Origin of the sequence: Mesorhizobium sp. BR1-1-16 (assembly GCF_020165495.1) — a bacterium.
Lineage (GTDB): Bacteria > Pseudomonadota > Alphaproteobacteria > Rhizobiales > Kaistiaceae > Kaistia.
Genome location: NZ_JAIUIE010000009.1, coordinates 17161 through 41900, shown reverse-complemented (window position 1 = coordinate 41900; position 24740 = coordinate 17161). Strand labels below are relative to the sequence as shown.

The 24740-nt window shown below is 64.3% G+C and carries 22 protein-coding genes; 14 read left to right on the top strand and 8 right to left on the bottom strand.

Going from position 1 to position 24740, the window contains the following annotated elements; translation table 11 throughout:
- Window positions 1-94: 94 nt before the first annotated feature.
- The 3 genes from LB518_RS17825 (at window position 95) to LB518_RS17815 (ending at window position 3795) form a co-directional block, all read left to right on the top strand.
- Complete coding sequence (locus LB518_RS17825) at window positions 95-1081, top strand: sugar ABC transporter substrate-binding protein (protein WP_224579063.1); 987 nt, start codon at window positions 95-97, stop codon at window positions 1079-1081.
- A gap of 198 nt (window positions 1082-1279) precedes the next feature.
- Entirely contained in the window at window positions 1280-2806 is a 1527-nt protein-coding gene (locus tag LB518_RS17820; RefSeq protein WP_224579062.1) for a sugar ABC transporter ATP-binding protein, read from the top strand.
- Window positions 2803-3795 carry an ABC transporter permease gene (locus tag LB518_RS17815; RefSeq protein ID WP_224579061.1) on the top strand — a complete coding sequence of 331 codons (993 nt, stop codon included), beginning with the start codon at window positions 2803-2805 and terminating at the stop codon, window positions 3793-3795. The genes LB518_RS17820 and LB518_RS17815 overlap by 4 nt, the downstream gene beginning before the upstream one ends.
- Before the next feature lie 10 nt (window positions 3796-3805).
- Here the strand turns inward: LB518_RS17815 and LB518_RS17810 are convergent, their stop codons facing one another.
- Window positions 3806-4108: an ArsR/SmtB family transcription factor gene (locus LB518_RS17810; protein WP_224579060.1), complete on the bottom strand. Its 303-nt coding sequence runs from the start codon at window positions 4106-4108 to the stop codon at window positions 3806-3808.
- A gap of 194 nt (window positions 4109-4302) precedes the next feature.
- Here LB518_RS17810 and LB518_RS17805 point away from each other — a divergent pair, with 194 nt between their 5' ends.
- The 5 genes from LB518_RS17805 to LB518_RS17785 all read left to right on the top strand — a co-directional run bounded on the left by LB518_RS17805 (window position 4303) and on the right by LB518_RS17785 (window position 10705).
- A complete protein-coding gene (locus LB518_RS17805) occupies window positions 4303-5595 on the top strand; it encodes an NAD(P)/FAD-dependent oxidoreductase (protein WP_224579059.1) in 1293 nt (430 codons plus the stop codon).
- 29 nt (window positions 5596-5624) lie between these two features.
- Window positions 5625-5828 (top strand): YgaP family membrane protein, encoded by a 204-nt coding sequence (locus LB518_RS17800; RefSeq protein WP_224579057.1) that lies wholly within the window; start codon window positions 5625-5627, stop codon window positions 5826-5828.
- Between the two features lie 67 nt (window positions 5829-5895).
- Window positions 5896-6915: an efflux RND transporter periplasmic adaptor subunit gene (locus LB518_RS17795; protein WP_224579056.1), complete on the top strand. Its 1020-nt coding sequence runs from the start codon at window positions 5896-5898 to the stop codon at window positions 6913-6915.
- On the top strand, window positions 6912-10142 hold the full coding sequence (locus LB518_RS17790) for an efflux RND transporter permease subunit (protein WP_224579053.1): 3231 nt from the start codon (window positions 6912-6914) through the stop codon (window positions 10140-10142). The genes LB518_RS17795 and LB518_RS17790 overlap by 4 nt, the downstream gene beginning before the upstream one ends.
- Before the next feature lie 98 nt (window positions 10143-10240).
- Window positions 10241-10705: an NUDIX hydrolase gene (locus LB518_RS17785; RefSeq protein WP_224579051.1), complete on the top strand. Its 465-nt coding sequence runs from the start codon at window positions 10241-10243 to the stop codon at window positions 10703-10705.
- A 33-nt stretch (window positions 10706-10738) separates the two neighbouring features.
- Here the strand turns inward: LB518_RS17785 and LB518_RS17780 are convergent, their stop codons facing one another.
- Both LB518_RS17780 and LB518_RS17775 read right to left on the bottom strand, forming a co-directional pair.
- Window positions 10739-11188: a host attachment protein gene (locus LB518_RS17780; RefSeq protein WP_224579049.1), complete on the bottom strand. Its 450-nt coding sequence runs from the start codon at window positions 11186-11188 to the stop codon at window positions 10739-10741.
- Window positions 11189-11346: 158 nt separating this feature from the next.
- Window positions 11347-12459 carry a hypothetical protein gene (locus LB518_RS17775; RefSeq protein WP_224579047.1) on the bottom strand — a complete coding sequence of 371 codons (1113 nt, stop codon included), beginning with the start codon at window positions 12457-12459 and terminating at the stop codon, window positions 11347-11349.
- Window positions 12460-13233: 774 nt separating this feature from the next.
- Between LB518_RS17775 and LB518_RS17770 the strand changes: the two genes are divergently transcribed.
- The 4 genes from LB518_RS17770 to arsC all read left to right on the top strand — a co-directional run bounded on the left by LB518_RS17770 (window position 13234) and on the right by arsC (window position 15918).
- Entirely contained in the window at window positions 13234-13884 is a 651-nt protein-coding gene (locus LB518_RS17770) for a helix-turn-helix domain-containing protein (protein ID WP_224579045.1), read from the top strand.
- 124 nt (window positions 13885-14008) lie between these two features.
- The gene (locus LB518_RS17765; protein ID WP_224579043.1) at window positions 14009-14413 is read left to right on the top strand and encodes an ArsR/SmtB family transcription factor; all 405 of its coding nucleotides are present in this window, start codon (window positions 14009-14011) and stop codon (window positions 14411-14413) included.
- 9 nt (window positions 14414-14422) lie between these two features.
- A complete protein-coding gene (arsB, locus tag LB518_RS17760) occupies window positions 14423-15502 on the top strand; it encodes an ACR3 family arsenite efflux transporter (protein ID WP_224579041.1) in 1080 nt (359 codons plus the stop codon).
- The gene (arsC, locus tag LB518_RS17755) at window positions 15499-15918 is read left to right on the top strand and encodes an arsenate reductase (glutaredoxin) (protein WP_224579039.1); all 420 of its coding nucleotides are present in this window, start codon (window positions 15499-15501) and stop codon (window positions 15916-15918) included. Before arsB ends, arsC begins: the two co-directional genes overlap by 4 nt.
- 22 nt (window positions 15919-15940) lie before the next feature.
- Here arsC and LB518_RS17750 read toward each other — a convergent pair whose 3' ends face one another.
- From LB518_RS17750 to LB518_RS17730, 5 genes are all read right to left on the bottom strand, one after another.
- The gene (locus LB518_RS17750; protein WP_224579037.1) at window positions 15941-18163 is read right to left on the bottom strand and encodes a glycoside hydrolase family 95 protein; all 2223 of its coding nucleotides are present in this window, start codon (window positions 18161-18163) and stop codon (window positions 15941-15943) included.
- 101 nt (window positions 18164-18264) lie between these two features.
- Window positions 18265-19086, bottom strand: coding sequence for a carbohydrate ABC transporter permease (locus LB518_RS17745; protein ID WP_224579035.1), 822 nt, complete (start codon window positions 19084-19086; stop codon window positions 18265-18267).
- Complete coding sequence (locus tag LB518_RS17740; RefSeq protein ID WP_224579033.1) at window positions 19086-20027, bottom strand: carbohydrate ABC transporter permease; 942 nt, start codon at window positions 20025-20027, stop codon at window positions 19086-19088. The genes LB518_RS17745 and LB518_RS17740 overlap by 1 nt, the downstream gene beginning before the upstream one ends.
- A 12-nt stretch (window positions 20028-20039) precedes the next feature.
- Window positions 20040-21311, bottom strand: coding sequence for an ABC transporter substrate-binding protein (locus LB518_RS17735; RefSeq protein ID WP_224579031.1), 1272 nt, complete (start codon window positions 21309-21311; stop codon window positions 20040-20042).
- 110 nt (window positions 21312-21421) lie between these two features.
- On the bottom strand, window positions 21422-22324 hold the full coding sequence (locus LB518_RS17730; RefSeq protein WP_224579029.1) for a GntR family transcriptional regulator: 903 nt from the start codon (window positions 22322-22324) through the stop codon (window positions 21422-21424).
- Window positions 22325-22606: 282 nt separating this feature from the next.
- Here LB518_RS17730 and LB518_RS17725 point away from each other — a divergent pair, with 282 nt between their 5' ends.
- Both LB518_RS17725 and LB518_RS17720 read left to right on the top strand, forming a co-directional pair.
- Window positions 22607-23617, top strand: coding sequence for a zinc-binding alcohol dehydrogenase family protein (locus LB518_RS17725; protein ID WP_224579027.1), 1011 nt, complete (start codon window positions 22607-22609; stop codon window positions 23615-23617).
- Window positions 23614-24729: a mannitol dehydrogenase family protein gene (locus tag LB518_RS17720; RefSeq protein WP_224579025.1), complete on the top strand. Its 1116-nt coding sequence runs from the start codon at window positions 23614-23616 to the stop codon at window positions 24727-24729. The genes LB518_RS17725 and LB518_RS17720 overlap by 4 nt, the downstream gene beginning before the upstream one ends.
- The last annotated feature ends 11 nt before the right edge of the window (window positions 24730-24740 follow it).

The window sequence follows — 24740 nt, the reverse complement described above, 5'->3', positions numbered from 1 at the left end:
TAAGACCCGGCCAGCCGCCTCGTCGCGGCCGGCCGAACAAAAAGAACAATCAATCCTGCCGTCCAGTCCGGAATCCGGAAGAGGAGATAAGATTATGAATGTGAAGTCCATTGCGCTCGCAGCAGGCCTTGCCGCGCTGCTCTCGACGGCCGCGCATGCCGCCGAATACAAGGTGGCGTTCCTCGCCGCCTCCAGCCAGAACGGTTTCAATCAGGCCATCTGGGAAGGCGTGCAGAAGGCAGCCAAGGCGCGGGGCGTCGAGGTGGAGATCTTCAATGGCGAATTCGACGCCACGAAGCAGTTCTCGCAGGTCGAGGACATCGTCGCCGGCGGCAAGTTCCAGGGCATCGTGATCTGTCCGAATGACAGCGTCGGCATTGCCGCCGCCGTCGAAGAGGCGATCAAGGCCAATGTCAAGGTCGCGACGACGCTGTTCCCGATCGGGCCGAAGCTCGACGTGCTGGAGCCGCAGGTGCCAGGCCTCACCACGACTGTCGCCTCGAACCCGGCGATCGGCGCCAAGGCGCAGGCCGATGCGGTCGTCGATTTCTGTAACGACAAGGATCCCTGCAAGGTCGCCATCATCATCGGCCAGAAGATCTATCCGTTCGACAACCTGCGCTACGAGACCTACCAGAAGGTGCTCGGCGAGCATAAGAACATCGAGATCGTCGCGACGGTTGAGGGGAATTACGACCCGGACAAGTCGATGGCCGGCATGCAGGACGTCCTGCAGGCGCATAAGGACATCAACGTCGTGCTTTCAAACGCCGACCAGCAGCTTGTCGGCGCCGAGATTGCCCTGCAGGACGCCGGCATCGACACGTCGAAGCTCTATCTGATGGGCGGCGGCGCCAACCAGATCGCCATCGACGCCATCAAGGCCGGCCGCTGGACCGCCACGCTGGCGCAGCTGCCGGTGAGCGAGGGCGAATATGCGCTGAACGGCGTCGTCGACGCGCTCGAAGGCAAGGCAACACCGGCCTTCACCGACGAGATGTCGCTTGGCAAGGTTCCGCCGATCATCACCAAGAAGGTGCTGGACGAAAACCCGGACTACAAGCCGCAGTGGCAGGGCTGAGTTTCGGCAGTCCCCTGATTGGGGTGGCGTGCTGATCATGCACCGCCTGCTGTGACTGCGATGGCCGGGTCGATCCCGGCCATCGAGAGACTCGGCTGGCCGCAGAAGTGAGGCTGACAGCTGGCTCAGACCCGGCGATGACGGCCGTCGAAACGCCTGATGACGCCGACCCGCCTGCCTCGCATGTTGGAAAACGCTATGTCCGAAGACGCCGTCCGCCTTGAAGGCATCGACAAGAGCTTTGGCAGCGCGCGCGTGCTGGCGGGCATTTCGCTCGCCTTTGCGCGGGGCGAAGTTCATGCCCTGATCGGCGAGAACGGCGCTGGCAAATCCAGCCTCGGCAAGATCGTCGGCGGCTACTATTCCTTCGATGCCGGCACGCTCAGCGTGTTTGGCAAACCGGTAAGCCACTGGTCCCCGCGCGCGGCGTTGCAGAGCGGCATCGCCATGATCCACCAGGAACTTCAGCTGGTGCCTGAGCTGACCGTGGCCGAAAACGTCTTCCTCGGCATCGAAAGCAATCGCGGTGGTGTCCTGTCAGGCTCTGAACAGGCGCGCTTCCGTGCACTCGACGAACGCTGCGGCTTCGGGCTGTCGCCGGGAACGGTGGTCGCCGAGCTGCGCATCGCCGAGCGGCAGAAGGTCGAGATCATGCGGGCGATCGCCCGCGACGCGCGCGTCATCATCATGGATGAGCCGACCTCGTCGCTCACGGCGGACGAGACCGACAAGCTGCATCGCGTCATTCGCTGGCTGCGTGACGACGGCCGGACGGTCATCTATGTCACCCACTTTCTGGATCATGTGCTCGAAACGGCCGATCGGGTCACGATCATGCGCGACGGCCGTATCGTCCGCACCGGAGCGATCGCTGGCGAGACCAAGCAGAGCCTCATCGAGGCGATGCTCGGCGAGCCGGCCGATGTTGCCTTTCCGCCCTTGCCCGCACCGCCAGCCACGACCGCGCCGAAGCTGCTGGAAGTCGTGCATCTTTCCGCGGCGACCGGACTCGACGATGTCTCGCTCGATGTGCGCGCCGGTGAGATCGTCGGGCTGATCGGCCTTGTCGGTTCCGGCCGCAGCGAACTCGCCCGCGCGATCTTCGGCGCCGATCCCTCGCGCGGGACGGTGCGGGTTGCCGGTGAAGCCTATGACGATCGCAGCCCACGTCACTCGGTGAGGCGCGGCATCGGCTTTGTGCCCGAGGATCGCCGCAAGCAGGGGCTCGACCTCGTTCAGGCCGTGCGGCCGAACATGTCGCTGCCGCATCTTCGCCTCGTCTCGCGCCTCGGTATTCTGCGCACGCGCGAAGAGCGTCGGCGTACCGCCGAAATGATCGAGCATTTCAATATCATGCCCGGCCATATCGATGGCGACGTCGCCTATTATTCCGGCGGCAACCAGCAGAAGGTGCTGCTGTCGAAATGGGTCTATGGCGCGCCGAAGGTTGTCATTCTCGATGAGCCGAGCCGCGGCGTCGATATCGGCGCGCGGCGGCGCATCCATGATTTCGTCGTTGAACTGGCCAAAGGCGGCGCCGCGGTCCTGCTCATCTCGTCCGAGCTGGAAGAGGTGATCAGCCTGTCGCATCGCGGCTATCTCATGCGCGACGGCCGCATCATCGGCGAGGCCGACTGCCGCAACCTGACCGTGGAAGACGCGCTCTTCCGTCTCTTCAATGTCGACCGGGCCGCCGATGCGGCAGCTCTCGGAGTGTCCTCATGACCGAAACCTCGCATTCCGCCGCGCCCGTCCGCGCCTCCCGCATCGCCGAGGTTCCGTTCAGCCGCCGCCTCGTCGCGTTCCTGCAGACCTATGGCATTCTCATCATCATCGCACTGCTGATGGCCGGGTTGACCGCGCAGTCGAGTTCGTTCCTGACGCCGCTCAATCTTCTGAACATCCTCAATCAGAGCGCGCCGCTGGCGATCATCGCCTGTGCCCTGACGCTCGTCATCATCGGCGGCGGTTTCGATCTCTCGGCTGGCGCGATCTTCGGCGTCGCCTCCGTTTCGGCGGCCTGGCTCGCTGTCAATGTCGATCCGACTGTCGGCCTTGTCGCCGGACCGCTGGTTGGCCTCGTGCTCGGCATCGTCAACGGGCTGATCATCACCGGCTTCAACGTGCACTCGTTCCTTGCGACGCTGGCCAGCAGCATGGTGTTCCGCGGCATCGCCATCCTCATCACCGGTGGTGCGCTGATCCCCGTGCGCATGCCCGAATTCGCCTTTCTGGGGCGCGGGAAGATCGGGATGGTCAATGTCGCGGTGATCGTCTTCCTCGTCTTCGCCGCCGCTATGATCTTCCTGCTCAACCGCACCACCTTCGGCCGCCGCGTCTTCGCGGTTGGCGGCAATGAGGAGGCGGCGATCCTGTCGGGCGTCCGCACCAACCTCGTCAAGATCGCCACTTTCGGTCTCACGGGCTTTGCGGCGGGCCTAGCCGGCGTCATCGCCGTGTCGCGCATCTCGATGGGGCAGCCGCAGGCCGGCGTCGGCATGGAACTCGACGCCATCGCCGCCGTCATCCTCGGCGGTACATCGATCTATGGCGGCAAGGGCGCTGTCTGGCGCTCGATCGCCGGCGTGCTGCTGCTCGCGCTCATCGGCAATGGCTTCAACATCCTGAACGTCAATCCGTTCTTCAAGGATCTGACGACCGGCCTGATCATCGTCGTTGCCGTGGCGCTCTCGGCCGGCCGCAAGCGGCGGTAGGCGAGATCGCCTATTCGGCGGCCTGCGCCTTTGGCGTCGGGCAAAAGGCGGCGTGCAGGGCCTCGATCACCGAGACGACCTCAGGCGTCGTGATCCGGTAATAAACCGTCGTGCCCTCGCGCCGTGAAGCGACGAGGCCGTCGGCGCGCAGCCGCATGAGCTGCTGCGACATCGGCACCTGCTCGATTCCCAGTTCGTGCCGCAGCTCGGCCACCGTCTTTTCCTCGCTGCCAAGAGCGCAGAGCGCCAGCAGTCGCTGCGGATGCGACAGGCTGCGCATGAGTTCGGCAGCGCGTTCGGAGGCAGGGATCATTTCTGATACATTCATGATCTTGAATTTATAACTTTTGAATGTTACGTGCAACTCGGATCGCGGGGAGCCGCCGGGATGTTGCCCGCGCCGGGCCATACCGGCCCGAGTCCACCAGCGTTCCCGACCGCTTGTTCGAGATCAAGGCGGGCTGGTGAAGATCGGCTCTTGTCGAGACGTTGGGAGGAGAAAGCATCATGGCGCATATCGTCGTTCTGGGTGCCGGGCTTGGTGGCACCATCATGGCCTATGAGATGAAGGACAAATTGGGGCGAGGCGACCAGATCACAGTGGTCAATCTCGGTTCGACCTACTCTTTCGTCCCCTCGAACCCCTGGGTCGCGGTCGGATGGCGAGAGCCCGAGGACATCTCCGTCGATCTCGCCGAAGTCCTTGGGCGGCGCGGCATCGCGCTCCGGCCGGAGGGCGCGCGACGCGTTCATCCACACGAAAACCGCGTCGAGCTCAATGACGGTTCGATGCTCGACTATGACTATCTCGTGATCGCCACGGGGCCGGATCTCGCCTTCGATGAGATCGAAGGGCTCGGGCCGTCCGGCCATACGCAGTCGATCTGCGCGCTCGATCATGCCGTGAAGGCGCGGACCGCGTTTGACGCGTTCAAGCGCCAGCCGGGGCCGATCGTCGTCGGCGCGGCGGCGGGGGCATCCTGTTTCGGGCCGGCCTACGAATTCGTGTTCCTGCTCGATACTGCGCTCCGCAATGCGAAGCTGCGCGATCAGGTTCCGATGACCTTCGTGACGCCGGAACCCTATATCGGACATCTCGGCCTCGACGGCGTCGGCGATACCAAGTCGCTGCTCGAAAGCGCGATGCGCGAGCGGCATATCAAGTGGATCACCAATGCGCGGGTCGTCTCTGCCGCAGCGACCGAGGTCACGGCCGAAGAGGTCAATGAGGACGGGACCGTCAAGCAGCGCCACGTCCTGGCGTCGCGCTACACGATGATCCTGCCGGCGTTTCGCGGCGTCGAGGCCGTGCGCGGCATCGAGGGACTGACCAATCCGCGCGGCTTCATTCTTGTCGACAAGCATCAGCGCAACGCGGCCTTTCCGAACATCTTCGGGATCGGCGTCTGTGTCGCGATCCCGCCGGTCGGCAAGACGCCGCTCGCGGTTGGCGTTCCCAAGACCGGCTTCATGATTGAATCGATGGTGACGGCCACCGCGGCCAATATCGCCGCGCTTCTGAAGGGCGAGGCACCGCGCGCGGTCGCGACATGGAATGCCGTCTGTCTCGCGGATTTCGGCGATGAGGGGATTGCTTTCGTCGCCCAGCCGCAGATCCCGCCGCGCAACGTCAACTGGTCGTCGCAGGGAAAATGGGTGCACGCCGCGAAGATCGGTTTCGAGAAGTACTTCCTGCACAAGGTCCGGCGCGGCAAGAGCGAAACCTTCTACGAGAACCTCGCTCTGGATGTCCTCGGCATCAAGAAGCTCAAGGATATTCAAGTCGAGACGGTCGAGTGATGGGCTCAACAGAAACAACGGAAATAATCATGACGATTGATCGTGCTGTCCTGATGTTTGCCGGAGCCGTCGAGCTCCTCTCGCTTCTGCTCGGGCTCTATGTCTCGACATACTGGTTCCTGCTCACTGCCTTTGCCGGGCTCAACATGATGCAGGCGTCGGTGACCGGCTTCTGCCCGGCCGCGATGGTGTTTCGCAAGCTCGGCGTCCGGCCAGGCGTCGCCTTTCGCTGATCCGAGACCGCCGGCCGTGCGCCAGCCTCGCGTCGCCCGGCCGATCCATTGAACAGAAGGTCCTGAAATGCCCCTCGGCCCAAAATCCGCAATTCCGGTCCTGGCCGCGCTTTGGCTCAGCGTGTCTCTCCAGGGTGCTTTGGCCGGAGAGTTCACCGTCGAGGCTATCACCATCCCGGAGATGAAGGCGGTCTTCGGGCAGGTCGAGAGCCGGACCGTCGTTCCGGCGCGGGCGCGCATCGGCGGAACCATCGCTTCCATCGACGTGACCGAAGGCAGCGGGGTCACCGAGGGCGCCGTCATCGGACGAGTTGTCGACGACAAGCTGGCGCTGCAGATCCAGGCGGCCGAAGCGCGGGCGCAGCAAGCCAATTCTCAATTGGTCAAGGCCAAGGCCGATCTCGATCGCGCGCAGCAGCTTGTCTCGAAGGGCGTATCCAGCCAGGCCCAGCTCGATCAGGCGCAATCGACCTATGATGTCGCCGTCAACCAACTGGCTGCGGCCGAGGCCGACAAGGCCGTCGTCCGGCAGCAGAGCAATGAGGGCGACATCCTTGCTCCCGCTACCGGGCGCGTCCTGACCGTGCCGATCACGCTCGGCTCGGTGGTCTTGGCCGGTGAGACGATCGCCCGTGTCGCAAGCGGCGGCTACTATCTCCGCCTCTCGCTGCCGGAGCGTCATGCGGCCTCGATCCGCGAGGGGGACAGCGTCATGATCGGCGGACGCGGGCTCGCGGCAACCGATGGCGCAGGCAAGGCCACGCTGCGCACCGGCAGGATCGCCAAGGTCTATCCGGAGATCACCGACGGCCGTGTCACGGCCGATGTCGAGGTCTCGGATATCGGCGACTATTTTGTCGGCGAACGGACGCTCGTCTCGATCCCGATCGGAAGCCGTAGCGCGCTTGCCGTCCCGCCCGCCGCGGTTGAGACGCGGCACGGTCTCGACACAGTGCGCCTTGCGTCCGGCGACGCGATCTCCGTCATTCTCGGTGAGCATTTCGTGTCGAATGGCGACGCGCGCGTCGAAATCCTGACCGGTCTCAAGGCCGGCGACATCGTCACTCTTCCGGATGCGGCGCAATGAAACTCGGTCTGGCCGGCTCGCTCACGCGCGCCTTCATCGCGTCGCCCCTGACGCCGCTGTTCCTGCTGGCAGCATTCGCGCTCGGCACGGTGGCGCTCATCACGCTGCCGCGTGAGGAGGAGCCGCAGATCTCGGTGCCGATGGTCGATATCCGCGTCGAGGCCAATGGCCTCAAGTCGGACGATGCCGAAAAGCTTGTCACCGAGCCGCTCGAGACAATCGTCAAGAGCATCGACGGCGTCGAGCATGTCTATTCGACGACCGAGGACGACGGCGTCCTCGTCACGGCGCGCTTCGCGGTTGGTACCTCGTCCGATGCGGCGGTGCTGCGGGTGCACGAGAAGGTGCGCGCCAATCTCGATCGCATTCCGGTCGGCATCCCCGAGCCGCTGATCGTCGGTCGCGGCATCGACGATGTCGCCATCGTCGTCGTCAACATTGCGCCGAAACCCGAGGCCGCGTCGCGCTGGACCGCCGACGGACTGACGCGGGTCGCGCGCGAATTGCAGGTCGAGCTCGCCAAGCTGCCGGATATCGGGCTGACCTATCTGGTCGGCGAGCAAGGCGAACAGTTTCGCGTCGAGCCGGATGGCGAGAAACTCTCGCTCTACGGCGTGACGCTCGCGCAGCTACAGGCGAAGATCACCGGCGCCAACCGGTCGTTCGAGGTCGGCCGCGTGCGCGACGGCGGCCAGCAGCGGACCCTGGTGGCTGGCCAGACGCTGCAGCAGCTCAGCGACATCGGCAATCTCGTCATCACCGCACGCGACGGCCGGCCGGTCTATGTCCGCGACGTCGCCAACATCGTGCTGGCCACCAGCCCGAACGAGACGCTGGTCACCGCCGTGACCCGCACGAGCGATGGCCTGATCCGCACGCCGACCGTTTCGCTCGCGCTGGCCAAGCGGCCCGGCACCAACGCGGTCGTCATCGCCGATGCGATCACCGAACGGCTTGACGCCGTGCGCGGAGCCATCGTCCCTGATGACCTGACGCTGACGGTTTCCCGCAACTATGGCGAAAGCGCCAACGAGAAGGCGAACGAGCTTCTGTTCCATCTCGGCCTCGCCACGATCTCGATCGTCGTCCTCGTCGCCATCGCGATCGGCTGGCGGGAAGCGGCCGTCGTTGCGCTCGTCATCCCGACCACGATCCTGCTGACGCTCTTCGCGTCTCGGCTGATGGGTTACACGCTCAACCGTGTGAGCCTGTTCGCGCTGATCTTCTCGATCGGCATTCTCGTCGACGACGCGATCGTCGTGATCGAGAACATCGCTCGTCACTGGGCGATGAAGGACGGGCGGCCGCGCGCGCAGGCAGCCATCGAAGCGGTCGCGGAGGTCGGCAATCCAACCATTGTCGCGACGCTCACCGTCGTCGCGGCCCTGCTGCCCATGCTGTTCGTCTCGGGCATGATGGGCCCCTATATGAGCCCGATCCCCGCCAATGCCTCGGCGGCGATGCTGTTCTCCTTCTTCGTCGCGGTTATCCTGACGCCGTGGCTGATGCTGCGTTTCGCCGGCAAGGCGGGCGTGCATGGCCATGGCGAGCATGAGGCGGCCGATGGCGGGCGGCTCGGATGGATCTATCGCGCGGTGGCACGGCCGATCCTGGCCTCGCGCGGCCGCGCCTGGATGTTCCTCATCCTTGTCGGCGTCGCGACCATCGCTTCGATGGGGCTGATCTATACCAAGCATGTGACGGTCAAGCTGCTGCCTTTCGACAACAAGGCCGAGCTCCAGGTCGTTGTCGACCTGAACAACGGCGCCTCGGTCGAGGAGACGAACCGCGCGCTGCAGGCGATCGTCGACCGCCTCACGGGCATCCCCGAGATCACATCGTTCGAAACTTACGCAGGCACCGCGGCGCCGTTCAATTTCAACGGTCTGGTGCGGCACTACTATCTACGGTCCGGACCGCAGCAGGGCGACGTCGCCGTCAACCTGACTCCAAAGGGCGATAGAAAGCTGACGAGCCATGCCGTCGCGCTTGAAATCCGCGACCGCTTGAAGGGCCTTGATCTTCCTCAGGGTTCGGCCGTCAAGGTTGTTGAGCCGCCGCCGGGACCTCCGGTCATGGCGACCCTGCTCGCTGAAATCTACGGCCCGGACGCCAGCACGCGCCGTGCCGTTGCCGGCAAGGTCCGCGAGGCCTTTGCGAGCGTGCCCTATATCGTCGATGTCGACGACAGCTACGGCATTCCGGCCGAGCGGGTGCGGCTCGCGATCGACCAGGACAATCTCGAATATTACCGCGTCGAGCAGGGCGACGTTTATGACGCCATCAACGCGCTCTATGCCGGCACTACGGTTGGCTATTCGCATCGCGGCGAGGGACGGCAGCCGATCCCGATCCGCATGGCGCTGCCGAAAGAGGAGGGGGTCGTCGATGCCCGCGCGCTGGCAACGCCCGTCCCCGCCAATGCCTTGCCGGGCGGCCGCGGTGTTGTCGAGCTTGGCGACGTCGTCCATGTCAGCCGTGAGCCGGCTTCCTACCCGATCTTCCGGCACAATGGACGCGCGGCGGAGATGGTGACGGCTGATCTTGCCGGTGCTTTCGAAGCTCCTGTCTATGGGATGATTGCGGTCTCCGACGCAATCGACAAGGCGGATTGGGGCGCTATACCCAAGCCGGCCATCGCCTTGCACGGGCAGCCCGACGACGAGACGAAGCCGACGCTGCTGTGGGACGGAGAATGGGAGGTGACCTGGGTGACGTTCCGCGACATGGGGGCAGCGTTTGGCGTCGCCATCCTCGGCATCTATATCCTCGTCGTGGCGCAGTTCGGCTCGTTCCGCCTGCCGCTCGTCATCCTGACGCCGATCCCGCTGACGCTGATCGGCATCATGATCGGCCACTGGCTGTTCGACGCGCCGTTCTCGGCAACCTCGATGATCGGCTTCATCGCTCTTGCCGGCATCATCGTCCGCAACTCGATCCTGCTGGTCGATTTTATCCGCCACGCGCGAACGCCGGGTCGGCCGTTGCTCGACGTTTTGCTTGAGGCTGGGTCGATCCGCTTCAAGCCGATCCTTCTCACCGCGATCGCGGCGATGATCGGCGCGGCGGTGATCCTGACGGACCCGATCTTCCAGGGGCTTGCGATTTCACTGCTGTTCGGCCTCGCATCCTCAACCGCGCTGACCGTCCTCGTCATTCCGGCGATCTATGTCGCGCTCCGTGGTGAAAGGCGCGGCGCGGTTGGCGTGAGCCCCCCGAAGGCCTAGATTCAGTTTCAGCGCCACCGGCGCCGAAACTGAAGGGCGGGATCAATGAGGCTGGATGCCGAGACGATCGGATGGTGCGCGCGATGAAGGCGCGTGCCGTGAAACCCGAAAGCGCCGGCATTTTGATGTATCGCCGCGGGGCGGGGGGCATCGAGGTGTTGCTCGTGCATCCCGGCGGGCCGTTTTGGCGGAAGCGCGATGCTGGCGCGTGGTCGATCCCGAAAGGCGAATGCGAGCCGGGCGAGCCGCCGGATTTTACCGCGCGGCGGGAGTTTGCCGAGGAAATCGGCATCATCCCGACCGGCCGGCTGGTGCCGCTTGGCAGCGTCCGGCAGAAGGCCGGCAAGCTCGTGCATGGCTTTGCGATGGAAGGCGATTTCGATCTCGCCCGTTTCGCCAGCAATGTCTTCGAGATGGAGTGGCCGCCGCGGAGCGGGCGGATGCAGAGCTTTCCGGAGGTCGATCGGGCCGAATGGTTCGATCTCGCCACGGCGCGAACGAAGATCAACGCCGCTCAATCGGACTTGCTGGACCGGCTCTTGGCTGTGATCGACGCAGGATAGCGGCGTCGCTTCGAGGCGCGCGACGACAATGGATCAGCCGCCGGCCAGATGGCGTTCGATCTGCGATATCGGCAAGCCCGTCAGTTCCTTGGCAAGATCTTGCTTCGCGATCGTTCGTACCGACGCCGGGAAGGCCTGGCGCAGCAGCCCGAGCGCCTTCGGTGGCGCGACGAGAACAAGCGAACGTGCCTGACGCTCCTGGAGGATGCCGGTGAGCTCATCGGCAACCCGCTTCAGGAATGCTGCTTCCGCGCGTTCATGCGGATCGGCCATCTCGACCGCGCTGCGGCTTTCTCCGAGCGATTCATGCACGCGGCCCGGACGGTCTCTGCCGAGTTCATGCGCCGCGGCGCCATCATGTTCGAGCACGTCGACAAGCTTGAGGTTGACCAGTTCGAGTGTGCCCTCATTCTGCAGAATCAACGCCTTTGCGCCGTCGCAAACGAGCACCCATCCGCGGTGGGGAATATTGATCCGTGCCATCGTCGTTTCCCTTCGATGGCGGCCCGCGACCCATGGTCGGCGCCGCCCCCTCACATCCGGATAAGCTTCAACCGGATCGGGGAGCGGCGCGTTGCGCTCGATCAATATCTGCGGTGGACCGGCCGTTTCGGCTGGTCCACCAGACGCGGTATCGGCTGTCAGTGCAGATCGGCGAGCGATGCCGCACCCGGTCCGGGCGTCACCAGCGTCGGCCACTGGTGCGAGCCGAACGGCACCTTCGGCGGCAGGAAGGTGGTCATGCCGCGCGCCTTGGTCTCGGCCACGATCGAGTCGCGCGCGTCGCCTCCCATCAGCTCGTAATCCATAAGATGCGGGCTGCCGAAAAAGGTCTCGCCGACGGTGCGATCGGCAATGATGCGGGTCAGCGAATCCAGCATGTCCTGCTGCGTCGTCGTGAACGACACCGTCTCGATCAGGATCAGGCGGTCATTGATGGCTTCCGGCGGGAAGAACTGCGCCAGAACGCTGAACAGCACATTGTTCTGCCGCGCCACATAGATCGTGTTGCTGGCGGCGTAGACCTTGTCCCAGTCCGAGCCGAGCTGCTGCTTCCAGTCGGCCAGCACGCCCATCCAGTGCTTCACCTGGGTATCGGCCGCCCATTTGATGTTGAGCTTCAGTTGGTTCTTCTGCTTCTCGGCGAAGTCCTGAACAGCTGCAAACGAGATGACGCCATCGGCGATCGACTTGTCGATGAAGTCAATATTTTCCTGGATCAGCGCCTTGTTGTTGGCGCGCCAGGCTTCGGGCATCGAGGTGGCGTCGAGGCTGTCGAGCGCCGCCTTCAGCTGGACGCGATAGGCCAGCACCGGCGTCTGCCAGGACGTGTCGCCGACCTTGCCGATATGCGGGCCGACGACGACGCCGAGGGCCATGACGCTGTGGCCGATCGACTTCAGCAGCTGATAGACCTCGGGAACGGGCGGCGCCTCCAGCGGCGGCTGGCCGGGACGGTAGAGCGTGAAGCGTCCGCCCGTTCCCGAAAAGAGGCCGAGGATGACCGGGTGCTGGGCGAGGATGCTCGCCTGCACCAGGCGGCCGGCGCTCTCATAGAGGGCGAACATGCCGGTATTCAGCGCCAGCACGTTCTGCTTGGCTGTTTCGGCGGGCGTCGGGACCGTGGCGCCGACGATCACGTCCATATAGGACGGGATGCCGGTCTCGGCCCGTGCGCTCGACACGCCGGCAAGTGCCGTGAATGCCAGTAAAGTCGAGACCATTAGCGCGCGAACGTCGCGATGTCTTTTCATAGTCCGCTCCCTCCCTCGTTGTTCGATTCAATGCTCGGCCGAGGACCTTCCATGCATCGCGCATCGAAGGTCCTCGGCCGAGCGAATACTGCCTCGGCGAGTGAACCCGGATGCCCGGGCTTGCCGTTTCCCGCTCTCGCGCGCGAACGCGATGCGGCCGGCGCCCGCATCCGACCCGATGTCGATTGCCAAAATCCGGGAAGTGCTTATCGTGCCTCGGTAGATCATTGCCGATGGCTGAAGCGGGGGCTCCAGCCATTCGGCTTGATCATGCGCGTCTAGAGCGATCGTCTCGCTGCTTTTTCTTGAATTGTCGCAATCACCGGGCCGGTTGAACATTCGTCTCGCGGCTTTGAAGCCTGTGTCTGTTCTCGTTTAGCGTTGCTTTGTTCGGAATCGATAGGCATGGCGTCTCAGCTCCCCCGCAAGATCCTTGATCACGTGTCTCTGCTGGCCGACAGGCAGGTCCGCCCCGAAAATCTGGGGGTGATGACCGTGCGGTCGACGGAGGGCATCGCGGAGCGCGAGCGTCTCGATTATTGGCGCCATTCGGTCCTGCACCGCATGGAGCCAGTCCCGCAACCCGACGCGAGCCGTCCCTTCGCGGGCCGTCTGGTTCATATTGCCGGCGCGACCTGCGCGTTTGTCCACAACGTTTCCGAGTCCATTCATACCCGGCGCGATCGAGCCCGCCTCAGGAGGGATGATTGCGATGAGATCCTGGTCGGCCTGGTGGAAGGGGGTGCCCCCAGCCGTCTCAGCCATGGAGGAAACTTGACCCTCCACCAGGACGATCTCTGCATCGCCGATTTCTCACGGCCGATCGAATACCGGCAGGGCCGCAACCGCGAGATTACCCTGATGTTCCGACGCTCCGTCCTCGCCGAGGCGATGAAGGGGGACGTGTCGACTTTGGCGGGGCGGCTGTTGCCGCGCAATGGCATCGCCGCGATGCTTCGCTCCCATCTGCGGCTGATCTCCGTCGAGGCCGGCAACATGTCGGCGAAGGAGCGGGCCGCGATGGTCGAGGCGGCATCCGAGATGACGCTGCTGGCGCTCCAGAGGGAATTTCGGTCTGTTGTCGATGAGGAGCAGTTCCCGACCGGCCTCTATGCTGCGGCGATGACGGTGATCCGCCACTACTGCTGGAATCCCGATCTCGATCCGGCGACCGTCGCCAGCCGCGTCGGGTGCTCACGAGCGACGCTCTATCGGATCTTCGCGGCCGAGTCCGAGAGCGTCGCGCGATCGATCTGGAATGCTCGCCTCGATCGCGCCCATGGCCTGCTGCGGGAGTCGTCCGAAAGCGGCGCCTATGTTTCCGACATCGCCTTCAGAAGCGGCTTCATCGACATGCCGACCTTCAACCGCATGTTCAAGCGCCGCTTCGACAAGACACCGACCGAGGCAAGGTTCGGCCCTTAGTCGCGGCAGTGCGTTCAGTCGAAAGGCTCCGGCCCGATAGGTCGGGATCGGCCAAATAAGGGATGGTGCAGGAGCCGTTCCTCGGCTATCAATTCGATAAATCTGGAATCATTGGAGTATCGAAATGAACCTCGAGGAACCGCAGGCGCTGGAGATCTTCGCCGCCCTGTCGCAAGAGACGCGGCTTCGAATGGTGCGTGCTCTGGTGAAGGCCGGTGCGGAGGGCATGGCGGCAAGCGCTGTCGCCGAAGCGGTTGCCGTGCCGCCGTCGAGCGCATCATTTCATCTCGCGCATCTCGAGCGGGCTGGCCTCCTGACATCACGGCGCGAGTCCCGCTCGATCATCTACAGCGCGGACTTTTCCGCATTCTCCGCCCTTATCGAATTTCTGATGCGCGACTGCTGCGACGGCCACCCCGATGTGTGCCTGCCCGCGATCGATGCGCTGTCCGCTACCTCTTGCTGCGCCCCGACCAAAGACGTCGATCAGGTCGAAGAGACCAGCACGCTCCGGTCGAACGTCGCTTAGGACGCCTCCATGACCCTCTTTGAACGCTATCTCACCGTCTGGGTGGCGCTGTGCATCATTGCCGGCGTTGCGCTCGGGCATTTCCTGCCCGGCGTATTCCATGCCATCGGCGCTGCCGAGGTCGCCCGGGTCAACCTGCCGGTGGCGGTGCTGATCTGGCTGATGATCATCCCGATGCTCTTGAAGATCGACTTCGCCGCGCTCGGGCAGGTCGGCCGGCACTGGCGCGGCATCAGCGTGACGCTGATCGTCAACTGGGCCGTCAAGCCGTTCTCGATGGCGCTGCTTGGCTGGCTGTTTATCGGCTGGCTGTTCCGGCCCCTGCTGCCCGCCGCCCAGATCGACAGCTATATCGCGGGCCTCATTATCCTGGCCGCGGCGCCCTGTACGGCGATGGTGTTCGTTTGGTCGAATCTCATCAAGGGCGAGCCGCATTTCACGCTGAGCCAGGTCGCGCTCAACGACGTCATCATGGTCGTCGCCTTCGCGCCGATCGTCGCGCTGCTGCTCGGCCTTTCGGCGATCACCGTCCCCTGGGACACGCTCGTGCTCTCCGTCGCGCTCTACATCGTCATTCCGGTGATCGTCGCGCAGGTTCTGCGCCGGCGGCTCCTGGCGACCGGCGGGCGGGGCGCGCTCGATGCCCTACTGAAGCGTCTGGGTCCGGTCTCGCTGGTGGCGCTGCTGGCAACTTTGGTGCTGCTGTTCGGCTTCCAGGGCGGCGAGATCATCGCGCAGCCGCTGGTGATCCTGTTGCTGGCCGTGCCAATCTTGATCCAGGTCTATTTCAACGCTGGGCTCGCTTATTTCCTCAACCGCGCGTCGGGTGAGGAGCACTGCGTCGCGGGCCCGTCGGCGCTGATCGGCGCGTCCAATTTCTTTGAGTTAGCCGTGGCCGCCGCGATCAGCCTGTTCGGCTTCCAGTCCGGCGCGGCGCTCGCCACCGTGGTCGGCGTCCTGGTCGAAGTGCCGGTCATGCTGTCGGTGGTCTGGATCGTCAACCGCTCGAAGGGTTGGTACGAGCGCGGCGCGGCCGTCCGGTCCGTCGCTGCCAGAAACCCGACGATCAAGCCGAGGACTGCGCAATGACCATCACGATCTATCACAACCCCGATTGCGGCACTTCGCGCAACACGCTGGCGATGATCCGCCAGAGCGGCGAGGAGCCCGTCGTCGTCGAATATCTGAAGACGCCGCCGAGCCGCCAGAGACTGGCCGAACTGATCGCCGCGATGGGCATCTCCGTTCGGCAGCTTCTGCGCGATAAGGGAACGCCCTGTGCCGAGCTTGGCCTCGCCGATCCGAAATGGACCGACGAGGAACTCATCGGCCTGATGCTGGCGCATCCGATCCTGATCAACCGGCCGATCGTCGAAACGCCGAAGGGTACCGTACTGGCACGGCCATCCGAGGCTGTGCTGGCGGTTTTGCCGAACCCTCATATCGGCCGCTTCGTCAAGGAGGACGGCGAGGTGGTGGAGCCTCCCGGCGCGGCGCGGGCCTGATCATCCAGCTCGCATCGGGTTTCTAGACCAGTTCGTTCCACTCGCCGGCCACGGCTTCGACCGATCTGACTTCGTTACCGATGCGCACCCTCAGCGCCCCGGATTGCGCGGGCAGGATGCGGCACTTCGTGACGGCGCCATCGGACCAGCTCATGTCGAGTTCGATCCCGCCGCGCAGACGCATGCCGCGGACGCTGCCGGTCGACAGAGCCTTGGGGAGGGCAGGCAGCAGGCGAATTTCGCCCGGCCGACTGTGGGCGATCATTTCGCAGATGCCGGCGGCCCCGCCGAAATTGCCGTCGATCTGGAAGGGCGGATGCGCATCGAACAGATTGGTATAGGTTCGATCGGGCGAAAGCTGGCGCTTCAACACAGTCCAGGCGCGTTCGCCGTCGCCGAGCCGCGCCCAGAGGCAGATGCGCCAGCCGATGCCCCAGCCGGTGGCCTCATCGCCGCGCAGTTCGAGCGATCGGCGCGCAGCCGCCGCGAGCGCGGGCGTCTCGACGGTGTCGATCTCCAGCCCCGGATAGAGCGCATAGAGATGCGAGACGTGGCGGTGGTCCCGGTCGCGTGCTTCGAGGTCCCAGTCTTCGATCCATTCCTGCAGCTGCCCGGCCTTGCCGATCAGGTCCGGCATCAGGCGAGCCCGCGCGGCGCGGACGCGGTTGAGAAAGTCTACGTCCTCGGCGACGCCGGCGGCCAGTATGCCATCGAAGAGATCACGGCCGAGCTGGTTGTCCATGGCGCAGCCAACCGACAGACTGGCGCCGAAGGGGTGGACGTTCTCGGGTGAATTGGTTGGGATGGTGACGAGCCAGTCGCTGCCGGGCAGATCGACGAGGAAGTCGAGGAGGAACTCGGCCGCCCCGCGCATCAGCGGATAGATGCGGCTGACGAGGCTCTCCGGCTGGCCCGCATAGACGCAGTGGTCCCAGAGCTGGCAGGCGAACCAGACGCCACCCATCGGCCAGAGGCCGGGGTCAGCCTGGTCGATCGGCCCAGCTGCGCGCCACAGATCGGTGTTGTGGTGCAGGACCCACCCACGCGCGCCGTAATGCTCACGAGCAATCTCGCTGCCGGTCTCGGCCAGATCCTCAACCAGCGCGATCAGCGGCTCGAAGCATTCGGCAAGGTTGGTCGGATCCGGCAGCCAGTAGTTCATCTCCGCATTGATGTTGGTTGTGATCTTGGAGTTCCAGGCCGGGCGAAACTCGGTATTCCAGATGCCCTGCAGGTTGGCCGGCTGCGTGCCAGGGCGGGAGGCGCTGATCATCAGATAGCGACCATACTGGACATAGAGCGCGGCCAGCGACGGGTCGGTCTCCTTGGCGGGATCGGCGATCCGGCGATCGGTCGGCTTCTCGTCCTGGCCATCGCCGAAGCTGATGGCAAAACGGTCATAGAGACCGCGATAGTCGGCAACATGACCCGCCCGCACGGCATCCCAGCCGCGCTTTTGAACCGCATCGAGCCGGCCGATGGTGGCGGCCTCCGGATCACCGGACACATCGTCGTAGCGCAGGAAGCTGGTTCCGACATCGACCCAGATCGTGAAGCCCGCGACCTTCGAGAGCCGCAGCCCGCCGTCATAGGCGCTGATCGTGCCGCCATCGGGGACGATGCGCATCCTGACGCTCCAGTCGAGCCCGGACGGCACGCCATATTCGGCGCGATTGCGCCCGCGGCAAACGATCTCGCCCCGCTCCGCATCCATGACAGGCGCGAAGGGCTGCTCGATGTCGTAGCTGATATCGCTGTCGAATGTTTCGCCGCCTTCCGTCCACATCCGGATGCCGATGACATTGTCCGGCGCCGAGGCGATGACTTCGCGGCGATAGTGGATGCCGTGATGGCGGTAGTCTACCGAAGCAATGGCCGTCGCGAGATCGAGTTCGCGCCGGTAGGTCCCGACGTCCGGGCGATGACGCGTCTCGATGAAGATCCAGCCGGCCGGCTGATATGTCATCTGGAAGCGAGGACGGGCCATGAGCTGCGCATCGGCGAGGCGCTCGGCGTCGGCATATTCGCCATCGAGCAACAGCTTTCGGAGCGCTGCGAGATGCTGATGGGCGCCCTTGTTGGCGGCGCTATAGGGCGAACCGGTCCACAGCGTGTCCTCGTTGAGCTGGATGCGCTCCTTGCGGCTGTTGCCATAGACCATTGCGCCGAGACGGCCATTGCCGACCGGCATGGCCGCGGTCCAGTCCACCCAGGATTCCTTCGGATACCAGAGCCGGTCAGACATTGCTTCAATCCTGCATGGAGTGAGAACGACACGGCCTTCGGGAACCCAGGCCGGAGCGGCCGGCTGCGAACGCCGCCGGCCGAAGGGGAGGCGGCGCCTGCCTATTCCTTGCCGCCGCTCGACACGCGATTGCCGACGGCGAACTGGCGCTGAAAGATCAGGAACACGAGCAGCGGCACGATGGCCGTCACGATCGCGGCGACCGCCTGCTGGTCGATATTGGGATCATAGGTCCCGGAGATCCGGGCCAGCAGGACCGTCAACGTGACGTCGTTGCGGAGGAACAGCATCGGCAGCAGCAGCGAGTTCCAGCACCAGAGGAACTGGAGAATGCCGCAGGCGAAGATCGGCGAGATGAGATTGGGCAGCACGACCCGCGTGAAGGTGCTGATCGGCCCGCAACCATCGATACGGGCGGCCTCGATCAAATCGTTCGGAAAATCCTCCAGGAAGGACTTCACCAGGAAGACCGACCACGCATAGCTGAGCCCGACATAGGGGATGATGACCGCCCAGATATTGTCGAGCATGCCCATTTCGCGCCAGAGCCTGAACAGCGGAATGATCACGACCTGCTGGGGCAGCACGAAGGCGTTGATGATGATGATCAGCGAGGTGCGCCGCAACGGGAAGCGCAGATAATGGAACACATAGGCGGCGGCCGGCGCCGTCAGCATGGTCAGCACGGTCGCCAGCAGCGTCACTTTGGTCGAGACCCAGAGGCTGTTGGCAAGCGGATAGTCGCTCCAGACTTTCTTCCAGGCATTCAGCGTCAGCTGGTTCTGGCTGAAATGCCACCAGCCGCGGGCAATCGATTCCGGCGTCTGGAAAGAGGTGGCGATGATGCCGATGATCGGCACCACCCAGAGGCACGCGATGATGCCGACAACGATGATGATCCAGCGGGGGGCGCGATAGACCATTATTTGGCACCCTTGGTGCGCTGGGCAATCGCCGGGATCGCGACGATGAGAACGGCGACGAGCAGGACGATGGTGGCAGCGGCGCCGTAGCCGAGATTGAACTGTGTCATGGATTCCCGGTACATGAAGAAGCCGACCGTCTCCGTTGCTCGCGCCGGACCCCCATTCGTGAGCACGAAGATGATGTCGAACGCGCGCAGCGCGCTGAGCAGGTTGATGAAGATCGCGACGCGGGCGCCCGCCGTCGACAGCGGCATCATGATGTACCAGACGACGGCCAGCGGTTTGGCGCCGTCCATCTGCGCCGCTTCCAGCACAGTGCGCGGAATGGTCTGGACAGCGGCGAAGCTGAGCAGCAGCGGCAACCCCACCGCGCTCCAGGACGCGGCGACGATCAGCGCGACGAGCGCCGAAGTGCCGGATCCGAGCCAGGCCTGTGACCAGTCCCCGAGCCCGACGGCAATCAGCATGCCGTTGAGCAGACCGGATTCGCCAGGGCGGAAGATGCCGATCCAGATATAGCCGGCGACCGCTTCGGAGATGCCGAAGGTGGCGAAGATCATCAGGCGGAAGACGGCTGTCTGCTTCGGCGCGAAGGCGCAGAGCATAGCCAGGAACCAGCCGATCGATACCGAGAGGATGGTGACGCCCAGCGTGAAGATGAGCGTCGTCCAGAGCGTTCCGAGAAAGGTCGGATCGGTGAACAGCCGGACATAGTTATCGATGCCGACATAGCTCGGCTTTCCGAGACCGCGGATCTGCCAGAAGCTGATCCGGATGGTCTCGAAAAGCGGATAGATCACCGAAAGGCCGAACAGCAGGACCACCGGTGTCAGCAAGGCGAAGGCCGCCATTGGCTGCGACACTTGCCGTCTCGGCTTGCGGCCTGCCGCCATCGCGCCGGCGCTCGTCATGGCCGCGCCGCTGATTCCACTGTTCATGCCGGCCCGATCTCAATAGGACTGCGCAGCGACAGCTTCGATCTGCTCAAGCGTGGGCATGATCTGGGCTTCGACGGGATTGGCGACAAACTTCTGCAGCGCCACGCGATATTCATCGACCAACTGTCCAGGCAGCATGTCGCCGAGGACGAACCGGACCTGGCCTTCCTTGACATAGTCGACCGACGAGGCCGCGACGGGATCGTAGGCGGAGACGTCGACAGCCGAGCTCGGCACGGTGAAGCCGGCCTTTGCAATGATGCCGGCGCCTTCGCCGTTGACCAGGTAGTCGAGGAACAGGTCGGCACCTTCAGGATTGGCGCCAAGGCTGGTCGCCAGCACTTCCTTCGAGTCGACCAGCGAGTCGTTGTCATGCCCGAGGCCGATCGCCGGGAACTTCCCGAGCGCATAGTCCTTGCCGGGCACGAGATGGTACTGCGAGCGGGCACGGGCGTTGATCCACATGCCGATCAGCAGATAGTTGGCCGTCCGGTCGACGAAGACCCGGTCCGCCGCGTCGTCCCAGTGCGAGGCGAGAATGGTCTGCGCGCTGGCGCAGCAGCCCTTTGCCATCATATCGCTGTAGAATTGCAGCGCCTTGACGAGGCGTTCGTCGGTCCACTTGATCTTGTGCGCCGCGAGGTCGTCGATGACCTCGGGCCCGCCGACGCGCAGCAGCAGCGATTCAAACCATTCGCCATGGGCGTAGATCTTGCCGGGCAAGGCGACCGGCTCGGCGAAACCGGCCTTCCGGAGCGGCTCGAACGTGCCGGTAAAGCCGTTCCAATCGGCGGGGAATGCCTGCAGGCCGATCTTCTGCAGATCGGCAGGAACATGCCAGATGCCGCTGCGATAGCCGAAGATGTAGGGGACGCCGTAAACCGCGCCGTCGGTCGTGCTGAGTGCGCGCCAGGTCGGCGACAGCAGCTTGTCCCAGTTCTTCTCAGTCCAGACGCTTGAAACGTCGCGCAGCATACCGGCATCGGCCAGTTCCTTGCGGAAGGCCGGCCAGGCACTGATGATGAGATCGACCTTCTGGCCGCCGAGCAGCGCAGTGCGGATGCCGCCGCGCTGGTCTCCCGAGGTGGTGACCGGAACCTGCTTGATGGTGACGCCCGGATACTTGGCCTCGAAGCCTTTGGCGAGCTCGTTGATGACCGCTGCGTCAGCGCCGCCGAGCCAGTTCAGGATCTCGACCTCGCCCGTCGGCTGAGCCGAAGCCGGCTGCCAAGCCATCGTCATCACGACGCCAAGCGCGCCGACTATTCGTCCCAATCCGTTCATCAGTGTCCTCCACGGCAGCCGACCGCGCTGCCCGCAATGATGAATTTGGTATATTTCGATTTAGGACCGTCGGCAATACCGTTTTAGACGGAAGGCGAACCTCGGCGCGATCAGGCGAGGCGATGGTCGCGCAGCGAGGACAGCAGCGTCGTCATCGATGTCCGCAGGTGACGCCGCGCCGCGGCCGCTGCAGCCTCGTCATCGCGCGACTGAAGCGCCGAGATGATCATGAGATGTTCGCGGATCGCCGCAGCGTTGCGGTGCTTCTCGTCCCGTTTATCCCACATGTAGTGGTAGTGGAAAATGAGGGAGATGATCTTCTGGAACTGAGCCGCGAAACGGTTCTTCACAACCGAGTTGATCGCGACATGGAAGCGCTCGTCGAGCTTCGAGAAGTCATGGTAATCGGCGTCGATTCTAGTTTCGAGGGCAAGATGGGCCATGCGCAGGGCTTCGAGTTCCGACCAGATCGGATGGCTGACCGGGCAGGCCATGATCTGGTGGATCGCGTTCAGCTCGAGGATGGTCCGAAATTCCGAGAGTTCCACCGCGAAATCGGCGGTGAAGCCGAGTAGCAGCCATCCGCCCTTGTTGCCGCGCTCGACGAGGCCGAACTGGCTGAGGCTCGCGAGGAACTCCTGCAGCATCGCAGGGGTAACCGAGAATTCCCTCGACAGTTGGGCGATGTTGAGCGGCGTCCCCGCCGGGACGTCGAAACGCAAGATCCATTCAAGGAAGGCCGTCTCGAAATCGGCCGGCTTGCTCAGATTGTCGTTGACGCTCAGGCGGTCTTCGGGCCCCGGCGTACGCAGCAGCGTTTTTTCGCGGCCGCGCCAGGCGACGATGCTGATTTCTTCCAGTCGTTGCAGCACTGAGCGAATGACGGTTCGGCTGACGCCTGCCTGCTCAGCGAGCGCATTCTCCGAGGGGAGGGTGGCTCCTGGCGCCGATGTCGAGCATAGATCGATCAGCCTGTTATAGGCTTCCCTGAACCGCTTGTCGCTTCGCGCCATTCAACCCCCAATACGCTTCGTCTCGCCCGCCCGTTGATCAGAATTAATTCGTACGCTGAACGAGGTCAACGGACCGCCCTGACCCGGTGCCCGTCGCCGGTCGCTGCAAATCCGAACGCGCCGTCCGTAACGATCGGTGCTTGTCTTCGCACCGATCGTGCATGAAAAAAATAAAAACATTTGACAGCGTACCTGCCCAACCTATTCCCTCGGCGGTCAATGCTGGCCGTGCCAGCACCGATGTGGGAAGGCCGTCCGGTCGCCAGACCAAAGCGAGGCAAGATGCGTGCAATAGTCGTCCAGGAACCAGGGTCCATCGCGCTGGTCGATCGACCCGATCCTGCGGAGCCGGATGCAGGTTGGGTCGCGGTCGATATCACCCATGCCGGAATTTGCGGCACGGACTACCACATCTTCGAGGGGAAGCACCCGTTTCTTCAATATCCGCGCGTAATCGGCCATGAGCTGAGCGGCATCGTCGCTGCCGATGCATCCGGCTGGAGCCGCGGCGCACGGGTGGTCATCAACCCCTATGTGGCTTGCGGAACCTGCCATGCCTGCCTGCGCGGCAAGCCGAACTGCTGCATGCGGATCGGCGTGCTCGGTGTTCACCGCGACGGCGGGCTCTGCGACCGAATCAACGTGCCGGCCATCAACCTCATCAGTGCCGACGGCCTCGAACAGCCTGAGGCGGCAACGGTCGAGTTCCTGGCGATCGGCGCCCATGCGATTCGGCGATCGGGCATGGGTCCGTCCGATCATGTGCTTGTCGTCGGCGCGGGACCGATCGGTCTCGGCGCCGCGTTGTTCGCGCGGCTTCGCGGTGCAAGGGTCGATCTTCTCGATGCGAGCCCGGAACGGCTGCAACTGGTTTCCGAGCGGTTTGGGTTCGAAGCCACTCACACCGTCGCCGAGGGTCCTGAGGCTCTCATGGCTGCCACGGACGGCAACGGCTTCGACGTCGTTTTCGATGCGACCGGCAGCGCGGCCGCCATGCAGACGAGCTTTGGCTATGTCGCCCATGGCGGGACATGCGTGCTCGTCGGCGTGACCCCGGCCGATGTCACTTTCAACGACGCCGAGTTTCACAAGCGTGAGATGAGCCTCTTCGGCAGCCGCAACGCGACGTCCGAGGACTTCGAGACCGTCGTGGCTGCGCTGAAAAGCGGTGCCATCGATTATCGCCGCCTGATCACCCACACGACTAACCTCGAAGGGTTGCCCGGCAGCATCGCCGCCTGGGCAGCCGATCGCAGCCATGTGATCAAGGCCATGGTCACTGTCGCGCCATGACCGGCGGAGCGATCATCCAGTTCGGCACCAGCCGCTTCCTGCAAGCGCACGCCGACCTCATGCTGTCGGAGGCGCGCGCGTCCGGGCAATCGGTCGGACCCGTCCATGTGGTGGAGACGACCGGCTCACCGGCGTCTCGCCGCCGCATCGAGGCCTTCAAGGCGGGGCGGCCGTTCCCGGTGCGCATCCGCGGCCTCGTCGATGGTCGCCCTGTTGATGTCGAGCGCAGCGTGTCGGGCGTCGTCGATGGCCTGTCAGCGCGGGAGGAGGGCGCGCGGCTGCGTGCTCTCTTCGTCGAGGCGGCCGACTTCGTCATCAGCAATACCGGCGACAAGGGCTTCGATCTGCCGGTCGCCCCGGAGCCCTCGTTTGCCGGCTGGACGACCTATCCTGAATTGCTGACGGCGCTGCTCCATGCCCGCTTCAGCGCCGGCGCCCCGGGGCTGACGATACTGCCCTGTGAGCTTGTCGAGCGGAACGGTGATCGCCTGCGATCCATCGTCGACGGCCTGGCGCAAGGGAGCGGGCTCGGCGATGAATTCCGGGCATGGCTGGCGCAGTCGTGCGTTTGGGCGAATTCGCTGGTCGACCGGATCGTCTCAGCCCCGATCGAGCCGATCGGCGCGGTCGCCGAGCCTTATGCGCTCTGGGCGATCGAGCGTGGCGATCGCCTCATTCCGCCGTGCGTACATGACGATATCCAGGTCGTCGATGACCTCGGCTTTATCGAACGCCGGAAACTGTTCCTGCTCAATCTCGGCCACACGCTCATGGCGGAACGCTGGCGCGGCGCGGGGCGCCCGGAGGGTGAGACGGTGCGCGAGATGATCGCGGATGCGGGCGTCAAGGCCTGGCTGGAGAGCATCATCGTTGGCGAGGTCATCCCCGCCTTTGGCGATGCCGAGGCTGACGCGACGCGTTACTGGCAGACCTGCGTCGACCGTTTCGGCAATCCGTTCCTCGATCACCGCATCGCCGATATCGCGCAGAACCATGCGGCGAAGATCGATCGCCGCGCCGGTGGCTTCGTTCGCTGGGCGCGGCAGCAGCAGCCGGGCCTCGCCTTGCCGCAGCTGTTCTCGGTATTCCCGGAGCTGGCCAGCATCGCGTGACCGGCCGCCGC

Excerpts from the sequence above, each read along its gene's own strand:
- LB518_RS17825 (WP_224579063.1), top strand. The coding sequence starts at position 95 with ATGAATGTGAAGTCCATTGCGCTCGCAGCAGGCCTTGCCGCGCTGCTC.
- LB518_RS17790 (WP_224579053.1), top strand. The coding sequence starts at position 6,912 with ATGAAACTCGGTCTGGCCGGCTCGCTCACGCGCGCCTTCATCGCGTCG.
- LB518_RS17750 (WP_224579037.1), bottom strand. The coding sequence starts at position 18,163 with ATGTCTGACCGGCTCTGGTATCCGAAGGAATCCTGGGTGGACTGGACC.
- LB518_RS17810 (WP_224579060.1), bottom strand. The coding sequence starts at position 4,108 with ATGATCCCTGCCTCCGAACGCGCTGCCGAACTCATGCGCAGCCTGTCG.
- LB518_RS17805 (WP_224579059.1), top strand. The coding sequence starts at position 4,303 with ATGGCGCATATCGTCGTTCTGGGTGCCGGGCTTGGTGGCACCATCATG.
- LB518_RS17765 (WP_224579043.1), top strand. The coding sequence starts at position 14,009 with ATGAACCTCGAGGAACCGCAGGCGCTGGAGATCTTCGCCGCCCTGTCG.
- LB518_RS17780 (WP_224579049.1), bottom strand. The coding sequence starts at position 11,188 with ATGGCACGGATCAATATTCCCCACCGCGGATGGGTGCTCGTTTGCGAC.
- LB518_RS17815 (WP_224579061.1), top strand. The coding sequence starts at position 2,803 with ATGACCGAAACCTCGCATTCCGCCGCGCCCGTCCGCGCCTCCCGCATC.
- LB518_RS17735 (WP_224579031.1), bottom strand. The coding sequence starts at position 21,311 with ATGAACGGATTGGGACGAATAGTCGGCGCGCTTGGCGTCGTGATGACG.
- LB518_RS17720 (WP_224579025.1), top strand. The coding sequence starts at position 23,614 with ATGACCGGCGGAGCGATCATCCAGTTCGGCACCAGCCGCTTCCTGCAA.
- LB518_RS17745 (WP_224579035.1), bottom strand. The coding sequence starts at position 19,086 with ATGGTCTATCGCGCCCCCCGCTGGATCATCATCGTTGTCGGCATCATC.
- LB518_RS17740 (WP_224579033.1), bottom strand. The coding sequence starts at position 20,027 with ATGAACAGTGGAATCAGCGGCGCGGCCATGACGAGCGCCGGCGCGATG.
- LB518_RS17795 (WP_224579056.1), top strand. The coding sequence starts at position 5,896 with ATGCCCCTCGGCCCAAAATCCGCAATTCCGGTCCTGGCCGCGCTTTGG.
- arsC (WP_224579039.1), top strand. The coding sequence starts at position 15,499 with ATGACCATCACGATCTATCACAACCCCGATTGCGGCACTTCGCGCAAC.
- LB518_RS17730 (WP_224579029.1), bottom strand. The coding sequence starts at position 22,324 with ATGGCGCGAAGCGACAAGCGGTTCAGGGAAGCCTATAACAGGCTGATC.
- LB518_RS17775 (WP_224579047.1), bottom strand. The coding sequence starts at position 12,459 with ATGAAAAGACATCGCGACGTTCGCGCGCTAATGGTCTCGACTTTACTG.
- LB518_RS17800 (WP_224579057.1), top strand. The coding sequence starts at position 5,625 with ATGACGATTGATCGTGCTGTCCTGATGTTTGCCGGAGCCGTCGAGCTC.
- LB518_RS17820 (WP_224579062.1), top strand. The coding sequence starts at position 1,280 with ATGTCCGAAGACGCCGTCCGCCTTGAAGGCATCGACAAGAGCTTTGGC.
- arsB (WP_224579041.1), top strand. The coding sequence starts at position 14,423 with ATGACCCTCTTTGAACGCTATCTCACCGTCTGGGTGGCGCTGTGCATC.
- LB518_RS17725 (WP_224579027.1), top strand. The coding sequence starts at position 22,607 with ATGCGTGCAATAGTCGTCCAGGAACCAGGGTCCATCGCGCTGGTCGAT.